The following is a 22,303-nucleotide window of genomic DNA, read 5'->3' as shown; positions in this document are numbered from 1 at the left end:
TAGCCTTTCAGAAAAAAATATTCAAAAACAAGTGTCGTGTTCGATGGTAAATAGAAATTACCTGCTTCTGACTTGCGTTGTCAGTTAGCGCGAGTGGGGAGTTTCTATTGCAAGGTAAGCCTTTCTTATTTATTTATCAGTGGCATTGACCATCTTTAATATTCATCAGAACAGGGAAAGTTATGTCTAACTCCTGGCAGTCCGAGATCCCCAAGGCTCGCGTTAACATTCAGTTAAGTCTGCACACGGGTGGCGCGCAGAAAAAAGTGGAATTACCCCTCAAGTTGATGGTGGTAGGCGATTACAGCAACGGCGCTGAACAGCGTGCGGTATCTGAGCGTGAACCTGTCAGCGTCGATAAAAACAACTTCAACAGCGTGCTGTCCGAATTCTCTCCCTCCCTGGATATTTCCGTGGAAAACACGCTGGCGGGTGACGGCAGTGAAGAAAATGTCAGCCTCTCTTTCGGTGAGATGAAAGACTTCGGGCCGGAGCAGGTAGCCCGCCAGATACCCCAGCTCAAAGCCATGCTGGCCATGCGCAATCTGCTTCGCGACCTGAAAGCAAACCTGCTGGACAACGTGACCTTCCGCAAGGAGCTGGAAAAAATCCTGCTTGACCCAACGCTCAGTGCTGAACTGCGCAGCGAGCTGTCTGCCCTGGCACCGAAAAACGCCTGACGGTGGCGATATTTAACGGATTAACCAAGAGAAAATGCTGATGTCGGTAAAAAATGATAACGCCGCTGGTGGTGAAAACATCGTGCTGGAGCGTGCGAAAGCGGGCAGCGTGTACGCCTCCCTGTTTGAGAAAATTAACCTGAATCCGGTATCAAAGTTGAGCGCGCTGGATATCTGGCAGGATAATCAGGCGATGTCGGATGCAACGGCCGATGAGCGTCTGACCGCCGGCATGCGGGTGTTCCTGGATTGCCTGAGTAAAGCGGGTTCGAAGGTTGAAAAGCTGGATAAGAGCCTGATTGACCACCATATCGCGGAGCTGGACTACCAGATTAGCCGCCAGCTGGACGCGGTGATGCATCATGAAGCATTCCAGCGCGTCGAATCCCTGTGGCGCGGAGTAAAATCACTGGTAGATAAAACCGATTTCCGTCAGAACGTCAAAATCGCGCTGCTTGACCTGTCGAAAGAGGATTTGCGTCAAGATTTTGAAGACGCGCCGGAAATTATACAGAGCGGGTTGTACCAGCACACGTACACGGCCGAGTACGACAGCCCGGGCGGAGAGCCTGTTGCCGCGCTGATTTCCGCCTACGAGTTTGATGCGTCGGCTCAGGACGTGGCGCTGCTGCGTCATATCTCCAACGTTTCTGCCGCTGCGCATATGCCGTTTATCGGTTCGGCCGGAGCGCAATTCTTCCTGAAAGAGTCGATGGAAGAGGTGGCGGCGATCAAAGACATTGGCAACTACTTCGACCGCGCCGAGTACATCAAATGGAAATCCTTCCGTGATACCGACGACTCCCGCTATGTCGGCCTGGTAATGCCGCGCGTGCTGGGGCGCTTGCCGTATGGCCCGGACACCATGCCGGTGCGCAGCTTCAACTACGTGGAGGAAGTGAAAGGCCCGGACCATAACAAATACCTGTGGACTAACGCCTCGTTTGCTTTTGCGGCCAACATGGTGAAAAGCTTTATCAACAACGGCTGGTGCGTACAAATTCGTGGCCCGCAGGCCGGTGGCGCGGTGCAGGATCTGCCGATTCATCTGTACGACCTGGGCACCGGCAATCAGGTGAAGATCCCCTCTGAGGTGATGATCCCGGAAACCCGTGAGTTTGAATTTGCTAACCTCGGTTTTATTCCGCTGTCGTACTACAAAAACCGCGACTATGCCTGCTTTTTCTCGGCCAATTCCACGCAAAAGCCGGTGCGGTATGATACGGCTGATGCGACGGCCAACAGCCGCATCAACTCGCGTCTGCCGTACATCTTGCTGCTATCGCGCATTGCTCACTACCTGAAGCTTATTCAGCGCGAAAACATCGGTACGACTAAAGACCGCCGCCTGCTGGAGTTGGAGCTGAATACGTGGGTGCGTGGGTTGGTGACTGAAATGACCGATCCGGGTGATTCACTTCAGGCATCACATCCGCTGCGTGATGCCAGAGTGGTGGTGGAAGATATCGAGGACAACCCGGGCTTCTTCCGCGTGAGGCTGTTTGCAGTACCGCACTTCCAGGTGGAAGGCATGGACGTCAATCTGTCGCTGGTGTCGCAGATGCCAAAAGCCAAGGCATAAGGCGAGGGTCATCAGGCATGAAAATTTATCGTCCATTGTGGAATGAGGGGGCGCTGCTGTCCCCCAGCAATTCCAGCAGCAGTCGGAATGGGAGTCTTTTCGCAGTGCGGGGATCTCTGCACTGGCCTCGCCATTTCCGTGGGGAGTGGAAACGCTAAAGTTTGATGACCCCCTGCTGGCTTCCGGGCTGATCCAGATCTCACCGCTGCGTCTCTGGCTGGAAGATGGCTCCCTTATCGATGCGCAATGCAGCGATCTGCCGCCTGTACCACGAGAACTCAATTCCGCTCAGTTGGCGGGTCTTGATGCGGTCACTGTCGTTATTGCGCTGCCCCTGATGCAGCAAGGTGTGAACAACGTTCAGCAAGATGCGGAGATGTCAGACAGACCGCAGCGCTATCGCGAAGAGTGGCTACCGGTTCAGGATGCTTTCGGCACGGAAGAAGAGTTCATGGCCGTCGCCCGCTTCAATTACTCCATCCGGTTTGCCCATGAAAATAACGCGTCGTGGCGAACCTGCCCTGTGGCGCGTCTGATTTGGGACGGACAGAACGGATGGCGTCAGGACGCGGCGTTTATTCCTCCTGTGGCCTTATTCTCCGCCAGCCCGATGCTGTGCGAACGCCTGGTTCTGCTCAATCGCCAGCTTCGCTCCCGCCGTCAGCGCCTGATGGCTATGCGTCGTGAGAGTAATGAACGTCTGGCTGATTTCGCCGTTGCCGATGTTTCGCTGTTCTGGTTGCTGAACGCGCTTAATTCCCATGCGCGGGTGCTGTCGGAATACGAACGCTTTCCGGCCAGGCACCCGGAGCAGGTGTGGGCAGAGCTTGCCAGGCTGGCGGGCAGCCTGCTGACCTTTTCTCTCAACCACGATCTGGACGCTATTCCCGGCTATGACCACGCTGAACCGGCCCATACTTTCCCGCCGCTGTTTGAACTGATAACCGGTTTGCTGGAAGCCAGCCTGCCGTCGAGGGTGATCGCACTTGAGATGTCGCGTCCGGATGAGCAGACGTGGAAAGCCTCTTTACACGATATCCGTTTGCGCGAAGAGGCCGACCTGTACCTCTCCGTGCGCTCAGATATTCCAGCCTGGCAGCTCGCCGATAAGTTTCCTGCACTTTGTCAGGCCGGTTCACCCGATGACGTGAAAGAAATCTACAGCGCCGCACTCAAGGGGATCCCACTTATTGCCGTCAGCCGCGTACCGGCAGCATTGCCGGTACGCATGGAAAACCAGTACTTCGCGCTGGATATGGAAAGCCCCGCTGCCCGCGAGATGCAGGATCAGGGCGTGTGCATGTTCTATGTGCCTGCTTTGCTGGGCCGGCTGGAGCTTGAGCTGTTTGCGGTGCTGCGATCATGAGACAAGAAATCGATATCGACCAACTGATGACGGAAACCTGGCTGACCGTCACCTTACTGAGGCGGGGGGCCACCACGCTGGACGGCGCAGCGCTTTATGATAACTGCACGAAGCAGGTTGAAAACGCCCGTGAGGCGCTGCAACGCGCAGGGTACGACGAAGCCAGCATTGGGCATATCACCTACGCCCAGTGCGCCCTGCTGGATGAAGCGGTGATGAGTCGAAAATCCGTGGAGAATGCACACCGGCTGGATGACAGCCAGGTGGCCTGGCGTAAAGCGCCGCTTCAGGCGCGTTTTTTTGGCTCCCTGCATGCCGGTGAGGCGCTTTGGGAGCGTATTGCGGAAGTGCTGCGGCAGCCTGCACCGGATAACGCGGTGCTGACCTGTTATCACCGCGTCATTGCGTTGGGCTTCCAGGGGCTGTACAGCGTGGAGACCGTCAGCCAGGAACAGCGGGGAGAGGTGATTAAGGCACTTTCTGAACGGGTGCCGATGCCTGATGCGGATCTGTCTCTGGTGATCCACCGGACCGCTAAACACCGCTACAGCATGGTGCGCTCAGTTTGGTTCTGGGTAATCATGACGGCCGTACTGACGGCGGGAGTCTGGTGGGGCGGGCACCTTTGGCTCCAGGCGCTGCTATCTGCGCAAATACCGGAGCTGCGACGTTAATGCGCCCCTCTGCTATTGCCTCTGTTGTATTACACATCCTGACGGGAGCGGCAGCGCTGTTGTGGCTGCTTTGGTATTTCATTCCGCTGGGCAATCTGTTCAGGTTGATGCTCACCCTGCTGGTTGTCGCAGTTGCAGGTTGGCTGGCGTGGAAAGGTTGTCGTTACCGTAAAGTGCCCGCAGACGGCGCACTTTCATCCATTGAGATCCCCACTTTAGACACGCAGAAACCTGTGGTGCTGGTGTGTGGTGAGGGGCTGGATAGCCTGTTTCCGGTGCAGAATCTGCGAAAAACAGCCCAGGGTTGGTGGTTGCGCGTCGGCAACATCAGCCAGCTTAAAGACGCGGTGCGCCTTGTGCTGGAACAACAATTTCGCCAGGCAGGCCAGCTTTCGGTGATGTACGTTTGCCTCCCTGACCAACATCAGGATGAGGCCGTTTTACGGGCATCGATTAGCGCTTTGCGGCAGCAAATCAGCCAACTGACTACGCTGACCGGTTTTGCCTTACCTGTTGTTCTGCACTGCGCATTCTCCGGTCCGCAAACGCCCTGGGTGATCGTTCGCGGAGACAAACCGCTGGTATGTGCCGCCAATGAGCTGCCCCAGGCGCTGGTCGACTGGCAGCAGACGGGAAATAACCTCTCAATGCTACCGGTCCTTGGCCAGGCTTTCACCTTTATCCATGACACGCTGCTTGATGAGATGGCGAAAGCGGACCGCTTAATCCCGCCCGTTGCTCCGTTTGCTGTCGCTTTGCGTACCGGTGCGGCATCCGCAGAGTCTCATTCAGTATGGGCACAGTGGCTTTATCGCCGAACCTGTTTGCAATTTCCACCGGTGAAGGGGGGCCTGGAGCTGGCCTGCCCCTTTCCCGATGCCGTTCTGCCTTTACTGGCTCCTTTTGCCTCGCCGGTACAAGGCGGTCAACGCAGCCGCCGCGTTGTGCTTCTGCTTTGGCTTTGCGCCCTGGCCGCGCTGGTTTTTTCTGCAGCCAATAACCTGGCTCTCATTCGTCTGGTGGCTGCTGACCTGCAGCGTTGGTCCGCCATTCCGATGACTCATTACGCGCCCAAGGCGCAATCCCTCATTGCTCTGAAGCAGCATGTACTGATGCTTGAACGCTGGCAGCGCCAGGGTGAGCCAATGCGTTACGGCCTGGGGTATTACCCGGGACAACGTCTGTGGCTGGTTCTTCAACAGGCTATTGATAGCTGGGTTCCGGCGCCCCCCTCTTTAATACCTGTTGAGAAAGACACGCCACAAGCCGTGCGTCTCGATGCCCTGTCGCTGTTTGATACCGGTAAGTATCAGCTTAAACCGAACAGCACCAAAATGTTGGTAAAGGCGTTGATGGGCATTAAGGCCAAACCCGGTTGGCTGATTGTGGTCGCGGGTCATACCGACAACACCGGGGAGGCTAATGCGAACCAGGTACTGTCGCATAAACGTGCTGAAGCACTTCGTCACTGGATGCTGTCGACCAGTGATGTATCACCCACCTGCTTTGCCGTTCAGGGCTACGGCGCAACGCGCCCAATCGCTTCTAACGACACGGTGGAAGGCCGTGAGGCCAACCGCCGTGTTGAAATTAGTCTGGTGCCACAGGTTGATGCCTGTCAAACACCCGCACCTCAAGGCCCATCAAATGATTGATGAGTTGTTAATTTAGAAATGGAGATCTACCCATGGCAATTCCAATTTATCTATGGCTGAAAGACGACGGCGGCGCGGCCATTAAAGGCTCCGTAAATGTTAAAGACCGTGAGGGCAGCATCGAAGTTCTCTCGCAGGATCATAGCCTGTATATGCCAACCGATAACAATACCGGCAAACTGACGGGCACCCGCATTCATACCCCGTTCCAGTTTAGCAAAGAAATCGATTCCTCCAGCCCGTACCTGTACAGAGCGGTAACCTCTGGCAAAAAGCTGAAGTCTGCCGAGTTCAAGTGGTACAGAATCAACGATGCGGGTCAGGAAGTGGAGTATTTCAATACCCGACTTGAGGACGTCAAGCTGGTAAAGGTCGCGCCAAAAATGCACGACATTAAAGACCCGACCAAAGAGAAGCATAATCACCTCGAAATCATCGAGCTGCGTTATGAAAAAATCACCTGGACCTATAAAGACGGCAACATCATTTATTCCGATTCCTGGGACGATCGCCCCAGCGCGTAATGCCTTCCAGCAGACGGTGAAGCGTCTGCTGCTTTTGTGGTTTTCAAAACTGCCGGCCCGTGGTAACGGCAGTTTCGCAAACACCAAATAATTCGGACATCGACCTTATGAGCCTGGATCCCTGCAACGGAAAGGCTAAGGGCGGTAGCGTACCTAAAAAGGAATAAAGCATGGAACACCGGTCAGCCATCTTACTTCGTCGCTTAAACCCGTACTGTGCAAAAGCGCTGGAAGCCGCCGCCACCCTGTGTCAGACGCGAGCGCACGCACAAATCACCATTGAGCACTGGCTACTCAAGCTGCTGGAAATGGGCGAGGGTGACATCACCGTGCTGGCTCGCCGCTACGAATGGGATATGGATGCACTGTGGCAGAGTTTGCTGTCACATCTTGATGCTTTGCCGCGCTCGGTATATTCCCGCCCACCGCTCTCCGATGACATGCAGGCGCTGATGGAAGCCGCCTGGCTGGTGGCGTCATTAGAAGATAATAACCAGACTATCCGCAGTGTAAACCTGCTGGAGGCGCTGATGACCAGGCCGAAGCTGCTGCGCTGCGACGATCTGTGGCCGCTGTTCAGCCTCAGTGAGTCACAAATCAGCCGCCTGAAACCGCTGCTGGATGCGCAATCCGATGAACGCCCTGAACGGCAACAGCAGGAACGTCTGGGTCAAATGCCCTTCACGCTGGGTGAAGAAACGGCACAGGATAGCGGTATTTCTGGCAATCATTTAAGCGATGCGCTTCAGGCCGCGCTGGACAAATTCACGCTGGACGTGACCGCTAAAGCCAGAGCCGGGCAGATTGATCCGATATTTGGCCGCGACAACGAAATCCGCCAGATGGTGGATATTCTCTCCCGTCGTCGCAAAAACAACCCCATCTTAGTCGGCGAACCGGGCGTCGGGAAAACGGCGCTAATCGAAGGCCTGGCGCTCCGCATCAGCGAGGGTAACGTGCCGGACAGCCTGAAAAACGTCAGTCTGCGCACGCTGGATATGGGGCTGCTGCAGGCCGGGGCGGGTGTGAAGGGCGAATTCGAACAGCGTCTTAAAAACGTCATCGACGCGGTGCAGAACTCGCCGACGCCGGTTTTACTGTTTATCGACGAAGCGCACACCCTGATCGGTGCCGGCAATCAGGCGGGGGGAGCGGATGCGGCCAACCTGCTTAAACCCGCTCTCGCCCGTGGCGAACTGCGTACTATTGCGGCGACCACCTGGTCCGAGTACAAGCAGTATTTTGAGCGCGATGCCGTCCTGGAACGCCGCTTTCAGAGGGTTAAAGTCGATGAGCCTGATGAGCAGACGGCCTGCCTGATGCTACGTGGCCTGAAGTCCCGCTACGCCCGGCACCACGGTGTGCACATTACCGATGAAGCGGTGAAAGCCGCCGTCAGCCTGTCGCGCCGCTACATCCCCGGTCGTCAGTTGCCGGACAAAGCCGTTGACCTGCTGGATACCGCCTCCGCCCGGGTGCGCATGAGCCTTGATACCCTGCCGGAAGAGTTGACCCGCCTGAAAGCGCAAATCACCGCGCTGGATATGGAAGCGCAGGCGCTGCGTGAAGATACCGCGCTAAGAAACCATCCCCACGGCGACCGCCTGGCACAGATTGAGCAACAGACGAATGCGCTTGGCGACCAGCTTGCGCAATTTGACATGCAGTATCTTGCCGAAAAAGCCCTGACCCGGCAACTGCTGGAAGTGCGCCAGGACAGCAACCGTCAGGAAGATAGTATTGGACTGCAACAGCAACTGAGCGATTTGCAGGGCAGTGCACCCTTGATGAGCATTGATGTGGACGTGCGCACCGTGGCCACCGTAATTGCCGACTGGACCGGCGTTCCACTGACCAGCCTGCTGAAGGATGAACAGACCGACCTGCTGCAGCTGGAAAGCCATCTGGGTCAGCGCGTCGTCGGGCAAGAGCACGCCCTTATCGACCTGGCCCGGCGGCTGCGCGCCGCCAAAACCGGACTCACTTGCGGAAACGGCCCGCTGGGCGTGTTCCTGCTGGTGGGGCCGAGCGGGGTGGGTAAAACCGAGACGGCGCTTTCATTGGCCGATTGCCTGTTTGGCGGAGAAAAGTCCCTCATCACCATCAACATGTCTGAGTACCAGGAAGCGCATACCGTTTCCCAGCTCAAAGGTTCGCCTCCTGGCTACGTCGGTTACGGTCAGGGCGGCATTCTCACCGAGGCGGTGCGCAAGCGCCCGTACAGCGTGGTGCTGCTTGATGAAGTGGAAAAAGCCCATACGGACGTGATGAACCTGTTTTATCAGGTTTTCGACCGTGGCTTTATGCGGGACGGGGAAGGGCGCGAAATCGACTTTCGCAACAGCGTCATTCTGATGACGGCCAATCTGGGCAGTGACCATCTGATTCAGCTGCTGGACGAACGGCCGGAAGCGACCCACGGCGATTTGCATGCGCTGCTGCGCCCGATATTGCGCGACCACTTCCAGCCCGCCCTGCTGGCCCGTTTCCAGACGCTGATCTACCGTCCGCTGGACGCCAGTGCACTGCGCACCGTTGTCAAAATGAAACTGGCCCAGGTCGCCAAACGTCTGAACACACATTATGGCCTGCATTGCACCATCGGGGAGAGCCTCTACGACATCCTGATCGCTGCCTGCCTGCTGCCGGATACCGGCGCACGCAACATCGACAGCCTGCTCAATCAGCAGATTTTACCGGTACTGAGTCAGCAGTTATTAAGCCTGATGGCGGCTAAGCAGAAGCCGTCCTCCCTACAGCTTTCCTGGGATGATGCAGAAGGCATTGTACTGGCGTTTGATTCGGTATCGGCGAAGTCAGATAAAACCTAACTTAATAAACCTTCACAAAACACACAGGGCTTCAGCACTATAGTTAAAAAAATTAGCCTACTGTCAATGACTGTTTCTGTTTCGCATGGGGCAAAAGCAGGGCGGCAGACTGAAACGTAGCGCAACCGTTTCTATCAAACTCCCGCAAGAAGTGATCAATGTTATAAGTGACTTTCCGGATCAGTTATTACTGATAACAGTAGGTTACGGTGATCTTAGCAATGGCAGTGTAGCCCTGGGTAATATTCGCTACAGCATGAAACTTGCAGATAATAAAAAAACATATCCTGGTTAGCGATCTGAATAAATATTATCCAGTGTCAGATAAGGTTTACCAACGGGCGTATTGCTTATCTCGTTGGCAACAATTATTGAAATAGCGTGATGCGTTGAGTCGATTCGCGTGTCGCAGTGTTAATGCAAAAGTTTGGGGATGGGGCATGAGTAATAGTGTAATTAATCTGACTGGACAAAAAACACAGCAACTTCCCGGCCAGTCCCGATACCGTATGGATGTACATAACTGCCCGCATTGTTTGGATGTGTTGAGTTTTCGGGCAGAAGAATCATTCAGCCGGCCCTGGCACTACGCGGTGTCACTCACTTGCCAAACGCCGGATCTCAACTGCGACACGCTGCTGCTGAAACCCGCCTCATTTACCTGTCAGACGCCGTTGTTTAGCGGTGCGCCTGCCGCGCCGGTGCGTACCGTTTTTGGCGTGGTGAGCGCGTTTCGCCGCTTATCCACCTCTGAAGATGAAACCCGATATGCATTGACGCTGGTGCCGCGGATTGCCCTGTTAGCGCACACGAAAGGCAGTGAAGTTTTTCTCAACCAGTCCGTTATCGAAGTGGTGGAGCAGGTATTGCGCAAGCATGGTCTGGAGGGGCCTGACTTTGAGTTCCGCCTGTCGCGTGAGTACCCAGCCCGCGAGCTTATTACCCAGTGGCGGGAAACCGATCTTGAATTTGTGCAGCGCCTGCTGGCAGAGGTGGGGATTTTCTGGCGCTTTGAAATGGACGGCCGACTTGAACAGGACGTGGTGATATTCCAGGATAGCCAGGAGCAGTATCAGTTCGGCGTGACCCTGCCGCTGCGCAACCCTGCCGGGATGAGCGACAGCGGCCAGGAAAGCATCTGGGGCATCCACACCGCTTACAACGTGGTGAGTGGCCGTGTCACCACCCGTGATTACAACTACCGCGAGGCGCTTACGCCGCAGGACAGCTCGGAAAGCATCAGCGGTAAAGAAGGCATCACTACCGGTGAGGTTTGTCATTACGCGGAGCCATTCCTCACTGCCGGCGATACTGATAACACGGAAACAGGGGCTTATTTTGCCCGACTGCGACACGAACGTATTCTGAACGGGCAATCTACCGTCAGCGGCCGTTCCTCCAGCCCCTTTCTGGCCCCCGGACAGGTGTTGGAAGCCGATACCCGTCTGCCTGATGCCGTAAAAGACGGCATTGTTATCACCACTGTACGCAGCAGTGGTTCACGTAAAAGCAGCTTCACGCTCACGTTTGAAGGTATTCCGTACAGCGAAACCGTCTGCTACCGCCCGGCGCTCATCAATCGCCCGGTCATTTCCGGTTCCCTGCCGGCCCGTGTGGAAAGCGCCCAAAAAGGCGATATCTACGCCTGGCTGGACGAGCAGGGGCGCTACCGCGTGAGGATGGACTTCGACCGCAACAGCACCGAACAAGGTTATGCATATCTGTGGCTGCGGATGGCAAAGCCGTATGCCGGCGATACCTACGGCTGGCATGCGCCGCTTCTCGACGGCACGGAAGTGTCCGTGGTGTTTGACAGCGGCGACCCGGATCGCCCGTATATCGCCTGTGCCCAGCACGATTCCGAACATCCCGACCACGTCACCAGCGATAACCCTACGCGCAACATCTGGCGCACACCGGCAAATAACAAGCTACGCATGGAGGATAAGCGCCAGGAAGAGCATATCAAGCTCGCCACGGAATACGGCAAGACCCAGCTCAACCTGGGCCACCTGGTCAACGCACAGCGTGAACAACGTGGGGCGGGTTTTGAATTACGCACTGACGAATTCGGCGTGGTTCGTGCAGGAAAAGGCCTGTTCCTGACGGCGGATGAACAGCTGAAAGCACAGGGGCCGGTGCTGGAAATGAAACAGGCTATAAACCAGATTAATCAGGCCAACAGCCAGATGCAGTCACTGAACAGTGCCGCAGAAGCCGCAGGGGCGCTGGTATCAGACATCAGCACCCAGATAAGCCTGGTGACAGAACGGCTTAAAAACCTTCAGTCCGCCGTTCTGCTGGCCAGTGCACCGCAGGGCGTGGCGCTGACCTCAGGTGAGCACCTACAGCTCACCAGCACCCGTAACACCATGATTAACGCGGGCCAGCACCTTGACATCGGGGCAATGAAAAACCTGTCCATCTCGGTTGAAAAAGCGCTGGGGCTGTTCGTGCATAAAGACGGCGCTAAGCTGATCGCCAATCAGGGAGATGTGGAAATTCAGGCCCGGCACAACACCATGGCGCTCTTCGCCAGGCAGCAAATAACGGTCACCAGCAGCGATGACGAAATTGTTATCAGCACGCCGAAAACGCTGACGCTGAACGGCGGCGGTTCGTACCTTAAGTTGAGTCAGAATGGGATCGAACATGGATCTTGCGGTGATTATCTGATCAAAGCCGCCCACTACCAAGTGCTTGTGGGGGGAGCTTCATTGGATACCGAAAGGCCGGTTTTTGACAAGACTTCTCTTGAGCTTTTGCCCCCTGTAACCGATGACGATATGTCACGCTAAGGTCGCTAATGAAAATATGCTTCCCGGTTCGCAAACATATTCTTCTAAGAAGGAAGTCATGGGCTTGATAGGCCGTGAGCCACATGGCTTGCTGGTATAAACCAACTTTGGCATGGGGTATTCATGTCAGACAGGTATTGGCACCGGGTTCAGTGCTTACAGCCGACTCTGTGGATGAAGCCGTGCCCTTGCCGTGGATGGCAAAAGGTCAGGTGGTGGCCTGGTGTCTGAATAAGGAGCACAGAATGGCTGATGACATTGGAAAAGAATCACGTTATCCAAGTACCTTTGTTCTGGTGAAGTTGACCTGCAAACCTGACCCGGAAAAAGAAAATAGCCGGCTGGAGTTCTATTCGCTGTATACGGGCCTTGCGCCACTTTCTGCAAAGGTGATAAAGGTTAATTTATTGTCTGTAAGTCCTGGTGGTAAATGGTGTAAAGCAAGATATAACAATGTTAAAAATAAAGCCATTGATAGTAATGTGCAGCATTCAGAGTATTTAATCTCTGGCATTAAAGTTTTCAATTTAATACAGTGGCGAAATATTTTTCTGTGGGCTGCCCATCACCGGAGGATATATTCACGGAGATCCGGAAATTTCAAATCTTTATAACTATATAATAAATGGTAAGTTCAAATATAAATAATAATGTGGATGCTCTGAATAATGACACATACGTATCGCCCTCTGTTATTAGCGGCCCATTAATCAACCAATGTATTTTTACATGGTTCTTTCCAGGAATCTGTCATGCTTATGATTATCCGTAAAGGTAATACAACCACTCACGGCGGTTCGGTGATAACCGCATCCGACACTATGAAATTCGGCGGTATCAGTATTGCCCGTAAAGGCGACGAAGTTTCTTGTCTGCTTGAAGGCCATGGCCCCACTACCATCATTGAAGGAAACCGAAATCCGGATTATCACGATTGTGTTATTCCTGTGGCGTTTCACGGCCATCAATGCGGTGGTGGCTGCACATGGGTCAGCTCAACTGTCGCGGTAAGGGTTGGCTGATTATGCCTGTCTGGCTGGATGCCATTCCCGAAAAGGCAAAAAAAATAGCGCGTCCAAGTACTAAACGTTGGCTACTGCTATTGGCGTTTGTCATGCCGGGAGGGGGTGCACTGACTCTCTGGGGATGGGGCGCAGAATACAATGGCTTTATCTTCTGGTTTACCGCTCTTGGACTTCCATTCTGCACTTGGGGGCTTGTTTTCGCTTTGCGCCGGTTTGCCTACAAAGCCGAACAGGTCGGGGCAGAGGCCCGTAACGTGGAGCGCGAAGCGATCCTCGAGCGTGAAATCTACCGCGGCCAGCGCGGTGCCTGGATCCTGGGTACGCATATTCAGACGATGGCCGGAAACAGAGCCAGTGAACTGCTGACGGCAATGATCCGTGGGGTGCCCGTTGTCGATTTTTCAATACCGCGTGGATGTAAAAAACCCGTCAGATATGCTGCACTGACCGCGTTCCAGACAAATCTGCGCGAAGAACTGAAAGCGACGGTGTCTGAACTGACGACTCGGTTTGAACGGATCGTGAAACCGCTTCCGCAAGGGCTCCCTTGCTGGTTAATGCTTGATTGCGACAGCGATCTTTTTCCCCAATTTGCCGAACAGCTTACCACTGAGCTTCTACAGAAGACCGGCAGTGTAATCCGCCTGATGCCAGATAAAGGACTTGCTGCGTACGATGCCTGGCTGGATAAGCACTGGGACAATCCGGCTATTCTGCTCGCCATGACGCTGTCGTTACCTGCCGTGCCAGCGGAAGGGGACGCCGATGCTGTCTCAATGGTGGTTTTCAGCAACCGTAAAGCACTCTCTTACCCTGATGCATTGCGCCTTAACCGCCCGGAAAGAGGAACGGAACCCACGCTGACTAAAACGCTATCCAGGGCGCTACTCTGGGCGAAGGTCCGAGCCGATCAACTTCAGGGCAGCTGGTTTTCCGGAACTGCACTGACACAAGGCAGCGGATGGAATAATGCCTGTGAAGAAAACGGGGTGACGTTCAGTCTGTCAGAAGAAAACTTCAGTATCGATCTGGTGCTGGGCTACACCGGTCACGCGGCTGCGTGGGTTGTCATTACGCTTGCCGATTCAGCCTTTGAACAGCGTGGAGTGCAGGTTATTGCCGCACAACCTGACGCTGACAAAGATGAGATCTGGGTCACCGTTATTACTAAAGAAGAAATTCGCAAGGAATCGCCAGGGAATGTCTAAGGTAAAAGTCAAAACGCTCATTGGCTCCGTCGTCACTGTCGCCTTCTTCCTGACAGTCATCGTTGGGTTTGTGTTTTATGCCTTTCCGGCAAATGTTGCTTCGTTAACCGGGGTTGGACCCTATGACGGTCTACGCATTTTCGCATTCTGTGCCGCGCTGGTGGCCGCGCTTATTCTGCTTGGATGGCTGGTCGAAAAGGTCTTCGATTTTGCAGGTCAATCCGGGTTGTACTTTCACTGGGGGCAGAACAAGGATCAGGTTGTCAGCCCGATGAGGCAAACTATTGCCAGTGAAGAAGACGACATTGAACCGTTATTCAGTGAAGAACAGGTGACTGAACATCTGCGTCTACGTTATGGACGCCGCTGGCAGCGTAAGGTGCGGATCCTGCTGGTCATGGGAAACAGAGATAACGTCCAGAAAGCTGCCCCGGGCCTGATTCACGATTTATGGCAGGAAGGCGACGGCGATGTACTGATTTATGGTGGTGATGCTCAGTCACTTTCTGATGATGTTTTCTTTTCGAAACTGAAACGTCTGCGTTCCGCTAACCCACTGGACGGCATCGTTCAAGTCATCAATAGCTTAGCGTTACCGGATGATATCGCGTGCGATGCCTTTTTACGCTGCCGCCAGAAAGCCGATAACCTGCTTGGCTGGCAGGCGCCCGTATGGCTGTGGCTGACCGACGAAGCGATCGGGCTGCAGGAAGGTCGTGCAGATGTCGCCACAGGGGTGATGTTCGGCCCGGGGGCAGCACCGGGGGATATTAGCGCAACGCTCGATGCGCTGGTTCCACGTCTGCGTAGCGCTGGCATCGCTCAGCTACTGGGCGATGCGCAGCATGACGGGTTTCTAAGCCTGTCCTCACGTTTGCATGGCGAATTAAAGGAGAGGTTAAACGTCCTGCTCGGCGCGTTGATGCAGGGTTCAGCGGCATATCGTCTGCGCGGCGTGGTGTTCAGCCCTGAGCTGTCTGTCGCGGGTTCGGTACCCAATACCCGGCTCGATACCCCGACCTGGAAAGCGGTGATCGACGACTGTGATGCGGTGCGGCCTAAAAAACTCACCTTTGACTGTATCAGGGGACTGCGCTTAGCGCTGCTCACGCTGATTACCCTGTGGGGAGCCGGTACCATGGTGTCGCTCGCCGTTAACCGGGCGCAAATTTATCAGGCACAGGAAACGGCCCGTCTTGCCGCTGATACGAAACAGCCACTGACTGAGCGTCTGCGTAACCAGCTGGTGCTTCAGCAGGCCATTGCGCGACTGCAAAACCGCGAGGCCAGCGGTGCCCCCTGGTATACCCGCTTTTGGCTTAATCAGGACGGCGACACGCTGACCGCGCTATGGCCGTTGTATGCCCGCAACAATGCACTGTTAATGCGCGATGCCACCACCGCACAGTTTACCCGGCAGCTCAATGCCTTCGTGCAACTTCCCCCGGCCAGCAGCGCCCGTGCACAGGGCACGCAACGCACTTACGGCGTGCTGAAAAGCTACCTGATGATGGCCCGACCGGATAAAGCGGAGGCCGGATGGCTGGCGAAAAATGTGCTGATGGCCTGGCCCAAACGCCACGGCGTGCCGGAGGGTAGCTGGCAGGAGCTTGCCCCCAAATTATTGGGGTTCTATGCGCAAAACCTTCCGGCACATCCGGAATGGAAAATTAAGCCCGATGCCGGACTGATCGGCAATGTGCGTCAAATCCTGCTCAAGCAGATTGGACAGCGTAACGCTGAATCCGGGCTGTATCAGGACATGTTGAAGCGCGTTGCCAGCAACTGGCCCGACCTGACGCTGGCTGATATGACCGGCGACACTGATGCTTCCACGCTATTCCGTACCGAAGAGGTGGTGCCGGGGATGTTCACCCGTCAGGCCTGGGAAGAGCAGGTTCAGGATGCGATCAATGAAATGGTGATAACCCGCCGTGATGAAATCGACTGGGTGCTGACAGACAAATCCCTCCAGCCGGCCAGCGATGTGTCACCGGAAGCGCTGAAAACCCGTCTGATCGAACGCTATTTCACCGACTTCGGTAACGCCTGGCTGAATATGATCAACAGTATTCAGTGGCAGGAGGCCACCTCGCTTTCGGAGGCTATTGCCCAGCTCAACCTGATAGGTGATGTTCGCCAGTCACCGCTGGTGGCATTAATGAACGCGCTCGGCTGGCAGGGTAAAACAGGGCAGAAAGGCGGGGCATTGGCGGATTCGATCGTGAATTCAGCGAAAAAGCTGATCGGCAGCAAAACAAAACCGCAACAGTTTATTGAGCAGGGCCAAACGGCCAAAGGCCCGCTGGATGGCCTGTTTGGCCCGTTATTGGGGGTGATGGAAGGCAAAGACAGCAGCGGCGGCAACGGCAGCCTGAGCTTCCAGTCATGGCTTGCCCGCGTCACGCAGGTGCGTCTTAAGCTTCAGCAGGTGACCAGTGCGCCAGACCCACAGGCAATGTCGCAAATGCTGGCTCAGACCGTGTTCCAGGGTAAAGCCACCGACCTGACCGATACGCGTGATTACGGCAGCCTGCTGGCCGCCAGCCTTGGGCAGGAGTGGAGTGGCTTCGGGCAGTCGTTATTTGTGCAGCCCCTGGACCTGGCGTGGCGGCAGGTGCTGGCCCCGGCGGCGGAAAGCCTCAACGCCCGCTGGCAGAGCACGATCGTGGATCAATGGCACACAGCTTTTGCCGGTCGCTATCCGTTCAAGGTCACCGGCAGCGATGCCTCTCTGCCTCTGCTGGCACAATTTCTGCGCAGTGACTCGGGCCGGATCACCAGGTTCCTGAAAACTAACCTTGGCGGCATCCTGCATCAGGAGGGTAATCGTTGGGTAGTGGATCCCGCCGCAAGCCAGGGGATGGTGGTGCACCCTGATTTTCTCCGGGCGATAAACCAGCTGGCAGAGTTATCAGATATCGTTTTTGCCCAGGGGGATGCCGGGATCCACTTTGAGCTGATGGCGCGCCCTTCGCGAGATGTCGCGCGTATGCGGCTCACCCTTAATGAGCAGAATCTGGATTACTTCAACCAGATGGAAAGCTGGCAAAACTTCGCCTGGCCGGGGAATACGTATTACCCGGGGGCCAGCCTAAGCTGGCGCAGCGTGAATACGGGTATGCAGCTCTACGCCAGTAACCCGGGCAACTGGGGATTTATTCGTTTACTGGGCCATGCGCAAATCACGCCATTGGATGGCAGTCGAACACAATTGGTGTGGGCAGCCCCAGATGGCAATCCACTGAAATTTGTTATGCGCAGTGAACTGGGGGACGGTCCGTTGGCATTGCTGAAACTTCAGGGGTTTACGTTACCAGAGTCCATTTTCAGCGTGGGTAAGGCCAGGAGGCAGAAAGAATGAGTTCGCCAGAAGCGTTGTTATCAGCCTGCACCACAGACAAGAAAGAGCAGCAGCATCTTCTCTCGCGGGCATCTGAAGCCCTGTCACTTTGGGATAACTGGTTACGTCCTCTCGGCCCGGAACAGGGAGCCGGAGACGATCCGGCCTATGATGATAACTTCCAACTGATGCGCGAAGAAATCAACAAACTTTCCGGTACCGATGCGCAACTGCTGTGTGAGCTGGCGGAAAAATGCCTGTGCGAGAGCGCCAAAGATATCCGGGTAGTGACCTGGTACATTCAGGCCCGTCTGAGCCGTGAGGGCGAGAAAGGGCTGGCGGAGGGCTTATTGCTGTTGGCTGCCATGCTGTCCCATTACGGAAAACGGTGCCATCCACAGCGCCCCAACGCCCGCAAGGCTGCGCTGGAGTGGCTGAACAGTGGCAAAGTGCTCGACGCACTGTCGCTATGGCCGGAGGCGGACCGCAACGACGCGGGCCTGACTGCCGGAGCCGTTACTCTGCTTGCTTCCGCTATTGCTGACTGGCCGGATAGCGAAAAACCATCCTTTGCAGGACTCTGTATCGCACTGGAAAATCGCCTGGCACGTTCAGGAGGCATGGAGGCATTGATTCCCCAAAACAGTGGTGCCCGGGAAGTGGGTCGCGCATTCGTCCTTTCCGATTCACCACTGTTGTCTGCCGTGAAGTCCGGTCGCGACTTGCTTGACCAGGCCAGGTTGCTTGCCCGCTGGCTGGGCGAGCAACCCCAGGGCTGGCTCGCCTCGCACCGACTAATGAAAACCGTGCGCTGGGACACGGTCGATCAGGTCCCGCCGCTGGACAACAGTGGACGGACCCGGCTGGTGCCGCCCAAAGCGGAATACCGTGCGCAGTTAAAGCGCTTTTATCTGCAGAAAAACTGGACTGAGCTGGTGGAGCAGGCCAGCCAGATGTTCTGCGAAGGGGTTAACCACTTCTGGCTCGATCTCCAGTGGTATCTCTGGCAGGGACTCAGTCACGGCGGTCAGCCGTGGGAAACCTGGGCTGATTCTGTCCTGCTGGATTTGCGACTGTTCCTGCAACGTCTGCCCGGGCTGGATCTGCTTGCCTGGAGCGATGGCACCCCGTTTGCCGATGAGGTTACACAGGGTTGGATAGCCGGGAAGGTGAATGAGGATGAGAGGGTATTCCATGATGACGCTGCCACGGTAGCCAACAGCCAGGCGGATGATGTGCTGTCGCTGGAGGCGGAGGCGATGGAAAAGGGTGACAGCGAGAGCCCGGAAGCCGCGATCGCCTGGCTTCAGATCCGACCTGGCGCGGAGACACCACGCCAACGCTGGCTGATGCGCCTGCTGATGGCCCGGGTGGCCGAACAGTACGGTCGCAACGACATGGCCTTGCATCTGCTGGGTGAACTGACCGCCAGCGCCCCGCGGCTGACGTTGGTTGACTGGGAGCCTGCCCTGTTGTTTGAAGTGCAGGCCCGTCGCCTGAAGCTGTTACGCATGAAAGCCGGCCGCAGCGCGGCCGAAAAAGCCCTTATGATGCCCGAAATGGACACCTTGCTGGCTGGCCTTATCGCTATCGACCCTGCCCGGGCCATGGTGCTCTGTGGCTAATTTTTGTCCTACCCGTTATAGCTGAAGTTGTCTCTGTGTTGGCTGCGTTCGCTTACCCGATGAACTGACTTCACTCAGATCACCGGGAAGCACTCTCCTGGCACCTTGATGCAGCTGCTGTTATTCAGGGTATATAACGTTCAGGGATCCGTACATGGATGATTTAACGCTGCGCTACTTTGACGCAGAAATGCGCTACTTGCGGGAGGCCGGTAAAGAGTTTGCCCACGCTCACCCGGACCGGGCGGCAATGCTTAACCTGGATAAACCCGGCGCGCGCGACCCGTACGTCGAACGCCTGTTTGAAGGTTTCGCCTTTCTGATGGGGCGTCTGCGTGAAAAACTTGATGATGACCTGCCAGAGTTGACTGAAGGCTTAGTCAGCCTGTTGTGGCCGCATTACATGCGCACCATTCCGTCGCTGGCCATCGTGGAGTTTTCCCCCGACTGGCACCGTCTTCGCCAGTCTGAGTGTCTGTCGGAGGGTTTTTCTGTCCTGTCCCGTCCCGTGGGGCCGCATCAAACTGCCTGCCAGTACCGGACCACCCGTGACCTCCTGCTGCAGCCGCTGCATCTGGCGGATGCGCGCCTGCACACCGAAACCGATGGTCGCTCTGCAATCCGTTTGCGTTTTGAGTGCACGGAGAAAGTGGACTGGAGCAAAGCCGGGGCAGACAAGGTCGCCATTTTTCTCAATGCCGAAAGCCCGCTCAGCTCGGCACTGCATCTGGCATTGACCCGCCGGGTTCACGCCATGTATGCCCGACATGTAGCTACCGGTACTGAACGCCGCAGGTTTGATGGCTGGTGTAAACCCATGGGTTTTGATGACCATGACGGGCTGTGGCAGAAGGCCGATTCCGCCTTCAGCGGTTATCAGCTGTTGCTGGAATACTTCAGTTTCCGGCCGAAGTTTATGTTTATTGAGCTGCGCGGTCTTGAGACCGTTGGGCTTAACTCTGCCAGCCGCTGGTTTGAAATCGATATCGTTCTGACGGAGGCCTGGTCATCCGACTTACCGTTTACAAGCGAGAACTTCCGCCTGCACTGTGCGCCGGTGATTAACCTCTTTACCCTCGAAGCCGATCCGCTGACGCTTAACCCGCTGGACAATGAATATCTGCTGCGCCCGCTGCGTCTGCAGGACGGCCATACCGAAATCTACAGCGTGGATAACATCCACGGCGCGGTGAAACACGGCAAGCACCCGTACGTACCTTTTACCAGCTTCCGCCACCGGGGCGGCATGATGCGCCATGATGCGCCCGAACGCTACTATCATACCCGTGTAAAGCGCGGTGTATCCGGTCTGTATAACACCTGGCTTATTCTTGGCGGGCGCTCTTTCGAGCTTGACCAGCTCTCTGAGAAACCTGAGTCGCTCTCCATGCGTATCACCGCAACCAACGGCCAGCTACCGCGTAAGGCGCTGGAAAGCACCCTGCTGGACCGGGTGGTCAAGGCAGGCAAAGTACCGGTTAAGGTGCTGAACGTCTCGGCACCAACGCTGCCGCTGTACCCGCCTGCAAACGATCGTTTCCACTGGCGGGTAATGAGCCACCTTGGATCGAATTTCCTTAGCATGATGGACAATCCGGAAGTGCTGCGCGGAACCCTGGCGCTGTACGACTGGAGCAATGATGAGATTAACCGCCGGCGTCTGGAGGCGATCGTTGCGGTAAAACACACGCTCATTCGCCGCTTTGAGAAAGGCTTTATGCTGCGCGGCGTGGATATCGAGGTCACGCTGAATGCGGATAACTTCGCGGGCGAGGGGGATGTGAATCTCTTCGGCGAGATGCTGCATCGCTTCTTCGGGCTGTATGCGGATATTCACCTATTCAATCAGCTTACGCTGTTGCTGCAACCGACAGGGAAACGACTGCGATGGAACGAAATTCACAGCCAGCACGTACCGGGCTGACGTTAGCCCTCAATAAAGACATCTGGCGGGCCAACTTTTACCGCTTTTGCCAGCTGCTGGAGCAGGAAAACCCGGATTCACCCAGGCTGGGGGCGACCAGCCATCCGGGCAGCGATCCGGTACGGTTCAGGCCGTGGCCGGGGATGGGTTTTCCGGTCAGTACCCTGAAAACCGTGGAGACCGACGAAGACCATCCCGAACTTCCTCCGACCGTACGCACCACTTTTTTGGGCATGTACGGCGTGGATTCACCGCTACCCAGTTCGTATCTGGATGATATTGCACAGCGGCGGGAAGGACATGAGGCAGTTAGCTCATTTCTGGATATCTTCAGCCACCGTATCACCACCCAGTATTACCGTATCTGGCGCAAATATGCCTACCCGGCCACTTTTGAAGCTGGCGGCCGTGACGCCACCTCACAGTGTCTGCTGGGGCTGGTGGGGCTGGGTATTCCGGGCACGGCTGAACAAGTGACCACCCCCATCTCGCGTTTTCTGGCGTTGCTGGGCACCATGCGTTTACCTACCCGCAACGCCGAGGGGATACGCGCCCTGGTCCGTCTGCTGGCGCCTGATACGCGGGCCACCCTCATCCAGCCCGATTCGGTCAGGGTCCATATCAACAACCGCAGCGGTCTGGGGGCGGGGAACCGCGTCCGGCTGTCGCAGCGGGCCACGCTGGGTAAGACCGCTAAAGAAGCCTGCAGCAGGGTGCTGGTGGTGCTGGAGACTGAAAATCCGCAGGAGGCAGAAGGCTGGTTACCGGGGGGTCACATGCACACCGACCTGCTGGCGCTGATGCGCGTCTATCTGGGATATCGCAGCGCTGCCCGGCTGCGCCTTACCGTACCGGTGCGGTTGCTGCCCGAACCCCGACTGGGTAACAGCAGACGCATACAGCTGGGGCGAACTGGGCTGGCCGGTCTTAAAGACGGCAAACTCAGTATTGATCGGCAAACCCTGACGGTCAGCCTGGGCTGCTATGAGGGGCTGCAATGTGCTTCATTGCCTCCGGCTGAAGATGGCCATTACCGCTTTAAATAATCATTTTCTGCAAGGAATTCAT

The 22,303-nt window shown here is 56.0% G+C and carries 14 protein-coding genes and 1 pseudogene; all 15 read left to right on the top strand.

Going from position 1 to position 22,303, the window contains the following annotated elements; translation table 11 throughout:
* Positions 1–182 precede the first annotated feature (182 nt).
* Positions 183–680, top strand: a complete 498-nt coding sequence (tssB, locus tag JGC47_RS15245) for a type VI secretion system contractile sheath small subunit (protein WP_004160284.1) — start codon at positions 183–185, stop codon at positions 678–680.
* 34 nt (positions 681–714) lie between these two features.
* Positions 715–2,262 carry a type VI secretion system contractile sheath large subunit gene (gene tssC / locus JGC47_RS15240; RefSeq protein WP_004160283.1) on the top strand — a complete coding sequence of 516 codons (1,548 nt, stop codon included), beginning with the start codon at positions 715–717 and terminating at the stop codon, positions 2,260–2,262.
* Between the two features lie 17 nt (positions 2,263–2,279).
* Positions 2,280–3,628, top strand: a pseudogene (gene tssK, locus JGC47_RS15235) (type VI secretion system baseplate subunit TssK).
* Complete coding sequence (tssL, locus tag JGC47_RS15230) at positions 3,625–4,302, top strand: type VI secretion system protein TssL, short form (protein ID WP_004160281.1); 678 nt, start codon at positions 3,625–3,627, stop codon at positions 4,300–4,302. The pseudogene tssK and the gene tssL overlap by 4 nt, the downstream one beginning before the upstream one ends.
* Positions 4,302–5,957, top strand: coding sequence for an OmpA family protein (locus tag JGC47_RS15225; RefSeq protein WP_004160280.1), 1,656 nt, complete (start codon positions 4,302–4,304; stop codon positions 5,955–5,957). Before tssL ends, JGC47_RS15225 begins: the two co-directional genes overlap by 1 nt.
* Positions 5,958–5,989: 32 nt before the next feature.
* On the top strand, positions 5,990–6,481 hold the full coding sequence (locus tag JGC47_RS15220; protein WP_004160279.1) for an Hcp family type VI secretion system effector: 492 nt from the start codon (positions 5,990–5,992) through the stop codon (positions 6,479–6,481).
* 170 nt (positions 6,482–6,651) lie between these two features.
* Positions 6,652–9,312: a type VI secretion system ATPase TssH gene (gene tssH / locus JGC47_RS15215; protein ID WP_004160277.1), complete on the top strand. Its 2,661-nt coding sequence runs from the start codon at positions 6,652–6,654 to the stop codon at positions 9,310–9,312.
* A gap of 440 nt (positions 9,313–9,752) precedes the next feature.
* Positions 9,753–12,110, top strand: coding sequence for a type VI secretion system Vgr family protein (locus JGC47_RS15210; RefSeq protein WP_004160272.1), 2,358 nt, complete (start codon positions 9,753–9,755; stop codon positions 12,108–12,110).
* An 83-nt stretch (positions 12,111–12,193) separates the two neighbouring features.
* Positions 12,194–12,724 carry a hypothetical protein gene (locus tag JGC47_RS15205; RefSeq protein ID WP_013035792.1) on the top strand — a complete coding sequence of 177 codons (531 nt, stop codon included), beginning with the start codon at positions 12,194–12,196 and terminating at the stop codon, positions 12,722–12,724.
* A gap of 138 nt (positions 12,725–12,862) precedes the next feature.
* Positions 12,863–13,132, top strand: coding sequence for a PAAR domain-containing protein (locus JGC47_RS15200; protein ID WP_004160268.1), 270 nt, complete (start codon positions 12,863–12,865; stop codon positions 13,130–13,132).
* A gap of 2 nt (positions 13,133–13,134) precedes the next feature.
* The gene (locus tag JGC47_RS15195; protein ID WP_004160265.1) at positions 13,135–14,343 is read left to right on the top strand and encodes a hypothetical protein; all 1,209 of its coding nucleotides are present in this window, start codon (positions 13,135–13,137) and stop codon (positions 14,341–14,343) included.
* Positions 14,336–17,707 (top strand): ImcF-related family protein, encoded by a 3,372-nt coding sequence (locus JGC47_RS15190; protein ID WP_004160264.1) that lies wholly within the window; start codon positions 14,336–14,338, stop codon positions 17,705–17,707. The genes JGC47_RS15195 and JGC47_RS15190 overlap by 8 nt, the downstream gene beginning before the upstream one ends.
* Entirely contained in the window at positions 17,704–19,311 is a 1,608-nt protein-coding gene (gene tssA / locus JGC47_RS15185; protein ID WP_004160263.1) for a type VI secretion system protein TssA, read from the top strand. Before JGC47_RS15190 ends, tssA begins: the two co-directional genes overlap by 4 nt.
* A 154-nt stretch (positions 19,312–19,465) precedes the next feature.
* Positions 19,466–21,235, top strand: coding sequence for a type VI secretion system baseplate subunit TssF (gene tssF / locus JGC47_RS15180; RefSeq protein ID WP_004160262.1), 1,770 nt, complete (start codon positions 19,466–19,468; stop codon positions 21,233–21,235).
* Positions 21,199–22,281 (top strand): type VI secretion system baseplate subunit TssG, encoded by a 1,083-nt coding sequence (gene tssG, locus JGC47_RS15175; RefSeq protein WP_004160261.1) that lies wholly within the window; start codon positions 21,199–21,201, stop codon positions 22,279–22,281. The genes tssF and tssG overlap by 37 nt, the downstream gene beginning before the upstream one ends.
* The last annotated feature ends 22 nt before the right edge of the window (positions 22,282–22,303 follow it).

Source organism: Erwinia amylovora (genome assembly GCF_017161565.1).
Taxonomy (GTDB): Bacteria; Pseudomonadota; Gammaproteobacteria; order Enterobacterales; family Enterobacteriaceae; genus Erwinia; species Erwinia amylovora.
The sequence above is the reverse complement of the archived record's forward strand: the minus strand, read 5'-3'. Positions and strand labels throughout refer to the sequence as shown.

Bases quoted from the DNA above. Each gene is read 5' to 3' on its own strand.
- tssB (WP_004160284.1), top strand. From the start codon at position 183: ATGTCTAACTCCTGGCAGTCCGAGATCCCCAAGGCTCGCGTTAACATT.
- tssC (WP_004160283.1), top strand. From the start codon at position 715: ATGCTGATGTCGGTAAAAAATGATAACGCCGCTGGTGGTGAAAACATC.
- tssL (WP_004160281.1), top strand. From the start codon at position 3,625: ATGAGACAAGAAATCGATATCGACCAACTGATGACGGAAACCTGGCTG.
- JGC47_RS15225 (WP_004160280.1), top strand. From the start codon at position 4,302: ATGCGCCCCTCTGCTATTGCCTCTGTTGTATTACACATCCTGACGGGA.
- JGC47_RS15220 (WP_004160279.1), top strand. From the start codon at position 5,990: ATGGCAATTCCAATTTATCTATGGCTGAAAGACGACGGCGGCGCGGCC.
- tssH (WP_004160277.1), top strand. From the start codon at position 6,652: ATGGAACACCGGTCAGCCATCTTACTTCGTCGCTTAAACCCGTACTGT.
- JGC47_RS15210 (WP_004160272.1), top strand. From the start codon at position 9,753: ATGAGTAATAGTGTAATTAATCTGACTGGACAAAAAACACAGCAACTT.
- JGC47_RS15205 (WP_013035792.1), top strand. From the start codon at position 12,194: ATGGCTTGCTGGTATAAACCAACTTTGGCATGGGGTATTCATGTCAGA.
- JGC47_RS15200 (WP_004160268.1), top strand. From the start codon at position 12,863: ATGCTTATGATTATCCGTAAAGGTAATACAACCACTCACGGCGGTTCG.
- JGC47_RS15195 (WP_004160265.1), top strand. From the start codon at position 13,135: ATGCCTGTCTGGCTGGATGCCATTCCCGAAAAGGCAAAAAAAATAGCG.
- JGC47_RS15190 (WP_004160264.1), top strand. From the start codon at position 14,336: ATGTCTAAGGTAAAAGTCAAAACGCTCATTGGCTCCGTCGTCACTGTC.
- tssA (WP_004160263.1), top strand. From the start codon at position 17,704: ATGAGTTCGCCAGAAGCGTTGTTATCAGCCTGCACCACAGACAAGAAA.
- tssF (WP_004160262.1), top strand. From the start codon at position 19,466: ATGGATGATTTAACGCTGCGCTACTTTGACGCAGAAATGCGCTACTTG.
- tssG (WP_004160261.1), top strand. From the start codon at position 21,199: ATGGAACGAAATTCACAGCCAGCACGTACCGGGCTGACGTTAGCCCTC.